Origin of the sequence: Acidovorax sp., from assembly GCF_022763525.1 — a bacterium.
Taxonomy (GTDB): Bacteria; Pseudomonadota; Gammaproteobacteria; order Burkholderiales; family Burkholderiaceae_C; genus Acidovorax.
In genome coordinates this window covers 1-3,224 of sequence record NZ_JALEGG010000033.1, presented here as the reverse complement: position 1 = coordinate 3,224, position 3,224 = coordinate 1, and the positions used below count along the sequence as shown (strand labels likewise).

2 protein-coding genes and 1 tRNA gene are annotated in these 3,224 nt (G+C 65.8%); all 3 read right to left on the bottom strand.

Features of this window, described 5'->3' with window-relative positions:
• Nucleotides 1-50: 50 nt before the first annotated feature.
• Nucleotides 51-126 (bottom strand) — tRNA-Phe (locus MRY84_RS02525).
• Nucleotides 127-194: 68 nt separating this feature from the next.
• Entirely contained in the window at nucleotides 195-878 is a 684-nt protein-coding gene (locus MRY84_RS02520; protein ID WP_291504186.1) for a response regulator, read from the bottom strand.
• Between the two features lie 42 nt (nucleotides 879-920).
• The gene (locus MRY84_RS02515) at nucleotides 921-3,206 is read right to left on the bottom strand and encodes an ATP-binding protein (RefSeq protein ID WP_291504187.1); all 2,286 of its coding nucleotides are present in this window, start codon (nucleotides 3,204-3,206) and stop codon (nucleotides 921-923) included.
• Between the last annotated feature and the right edge of the window lie 18 nt (nucleotides 3,207-3,224).

Here is a 3,224-nt window from a genome sequence, read left to right as displayed (position 1 = left end):
GGATGTAGAAACGCCCCAGAACCCTTTCGGGCGCTGGGGCGCTTGCTGACTGGTGGCCTGGGGCGGAATCGAACCACCGACACAAGGATTTTCAATCCTCTGCTCTACCGACTGAGCTACCGGGCCTGAGCCTCAAATTATAACCAGAAAAATCGGGCTTTCTGGAAACCCTGTCAGAAATTATCGCGCCAGATCTAACCGCGCTTGCCCCGCCCGAGGTCAACGCCCAACTGCCGCAGCTTGCGGTACAGGTGCGTGCGCTCCAGGCCGGTCTTCTCGGCCACGCGGGTCATTGAGCCGCCTTCGCGGGCCAGGTGAAACTCGAAATAGGCCTTTTCAAAACCATCGCGCGCTTCGCGCAGCGGGCGGTCCAGGTCGAACCCCTGGTGTGCATGCGGGCCTGCGTCCGCAGTCACGGCAACGGTGGCTACCGCGGGCGCTTGCGCGAACGTGGTGTCGACCGGTGCATGCGCCGGAGCCGGTGCGGCGGCCGCGGGTGCCGTGGGATGCGCGGCATTGCGGGCCAGGCCCTGCTCCACCGCTTTGAGCAGTTTTTGCAGGGTGATGGGTTTCTCCAGGAACGAAAAGGCGCCGATGCGGGTGGCTTCCACCGCGGTGTCGATGGTGGCGTGACCGCTCATCATGATGACCGGCATCGTGAGCGTGCCGGCCGTGGCCCATTCCTTGAGCAGCGACACCCCGTCGGTGTCCGGCATCCAGATATCGAGCAGGACGAGGTCGTAGGTATTTCCTACCCGGGCGGTGCGCGCCTGCGTGGCGTTTTCTGCGAGGTCTACGCTGTGCCCTTCGTCGTTCAGGATTTCCGACAACAGATCACGAATGCCGAGCTCATCGTCGACCACCAGAATATTTGCCATGGGTATTGAAGCGCCTTCGAATGCTGCGAGGCAGTGTTGTTATCACACCACCGCTGGTTCAGGGGCGAATGATAACGACACTTGAGCCCCTTGGGCCACACCGTCTTCGACGCGGTTGGACAGGTCGATACGGGCCCCATGCTCGTCGGCAATCTTTTTGACCACCGCCAGACCCAGGCCAGTTCCCCGCGGCTTGGTGGTGACGTAGGGCTCGAACGCCCGCTGAAGAATGTGCGCGGGAAATCCTCCGCCGCTGTCAGACACGATCAGGCGCACGCGGCGCGAAGACTGGCTCCAGCGCGTGCTGATGCGCACTGGCGGCAGCGGCTGCCCGCTCGCGCCACGCGCTTGTTCGGTAGCGTCCTGGGCGTTTTGAAGCAGGTTGTGGACGACCTGGCGCAGTTGCTGCGCATCGCCCGCGATGGTGGGGCACTGCGGGTCCAGATCGGCTTCCACGCTCACGCGCGCGTTCTCTTCGCCATACAGGTGCAGCACGTCGCTTACCAAGGCATTGAGGTCCAGCACCTGCAGCTCCGCTGCCGGCAGGCGCGCATAGTCGCGGAATTCATTGACCAGGCGCTTCATCGCGTCGACCTGGTCCACGATGGTCTTGACGGACTTGGCCAGGACAGCCTGCTCGGGGCCGGGCAGCTTGCCGGAGAGCTTCATTTCGAGGCGCTCCGCCGACAGCTGGATCGGCGTGAGCGGGTTCTTGATTTCGTGCGCGAGACGGCGCGCCACTTCGCCCCAGGCCTGGGCACGCTGGGCAGAAACAATTTCCGAAATGTCGTCAAAAACCAACAGCCTGGAGGAATCCGGCAGCTCCGCACCGCGCGCGACGATGCTGGTGGCGTGTTGTCCGGCCCCGACCGACGACGCGTGCAGTTCGTAGGGCTGTTGCCAATGGTCCAGCCCATGGCGTTCGTGGTCCCCCAGAAAAGCATCGAACTGCTTCTGCACCGAGGCCGCAAACTGCTCCAGGCCCGGCACCTCCGACAGCGATCGCCCCTCATACACCGCCATCGGCGCGCGCAGGATGCGGGTAGCGCCGGGATTGGATGAATGGATCATGCCCTGTGCATCCAGCACGATCACCCCGGCCGTCAGGTTGTCGAGGATGGTTTGCAGGTTGGCCCGTGCCGCGTCGACTTCTCCCATGCTCAGCTCGACAGCCTGGCGCGCATCAGCGAGCTGCTGGGTCATGAGCGCAAACGACCGCGTGAGTCCGCCCAGCTCGTCCTTGCCCTGCAAGGCAGCCTTCGGACTCAGGTTGCCAGCGGCCACCTCCCGCACACCTTCGGCCAACACCAGCAGTGGCCGGGCCAGCTGGTTGCCCAGGAGTACGGCGAGCAGGACGGCACCAAACACCGCCAGGAACAGGCTCAGGGTGAGCGTGCCCACGTACATCCGCCGCAAGCCGCCCCGCGCCAGCGCGCGCTCCTGGTATTCACGATTGGCCTCCTGCACCGCAATGGCATTGGCCACCAGTGCGGGCGGCAGTGGCAGCGTAGCCTGCAGGTACCTCGGCTCCACCAGCAGACCCACGCTCGGGCTGCTGACGAGCACCAGCACCTTGACGCGCGCATTGCGGGCGGCGGCGGGGTCCGCAATGTCGTCCAGCCCTTCAATCTGGGCCGTGGCCCGCTGCTGCCGCACGGTGCGCAGCTGTGCGGCTCCGGGACGTTCCGGGTGGAGGCTGAAGCGCGACTGGCCCGCACTGGACACGGACTGGCCCGCCGCGTTCCAGAGCACGACATCGGTGGCACCGAGCTGTTCACGGATGCGCTCCAGCACGATGCCCGCAGCGGCGTCGGGCACCTGGGCCACCTGCGCGCTCGCGTTGCGGGTCTTGGCAGCCATGTCCGTAGCAAGCGAATCCAGCGACACCCGCGCCAGGTTGACCCCCGCCGACAGCGCGCCCTCGACCTTCACGTCGAACCAGCTTTCGATGGAGCGGGTGACGAACTGGTAGGAGACCACATAGATCAGCAACCCCGGCAGCAGGCCCACAAGCGCAAAGATGGCGGCCAGCTTGACCAGCAGCCGGCTGCCAAAGCGCCCCTTGCGCAGCCGCATGCCCAGCCGCACCGCCACCCAGACAAGCACGGCCAGCAACGCCACGGCCACCAGCACGTTCACCCCGAAGAGCCAGGCGTAGTTGCGTTCGTACAGCGCGCGGTTGTTGGTGGCCAGCGTGAGCAGGAAGAGCAGCACGAGCCCGATGGCGGCCATGATGGCTACGCCGACACCGACGGCCCAGCGCACGGCCCGCGACTGGCGGGCGCCAGCGTGTCCGGAAGCCGAGGGACCGGGCTGCGGCGCGGGGATGGGTCCGCTCACTTGGAG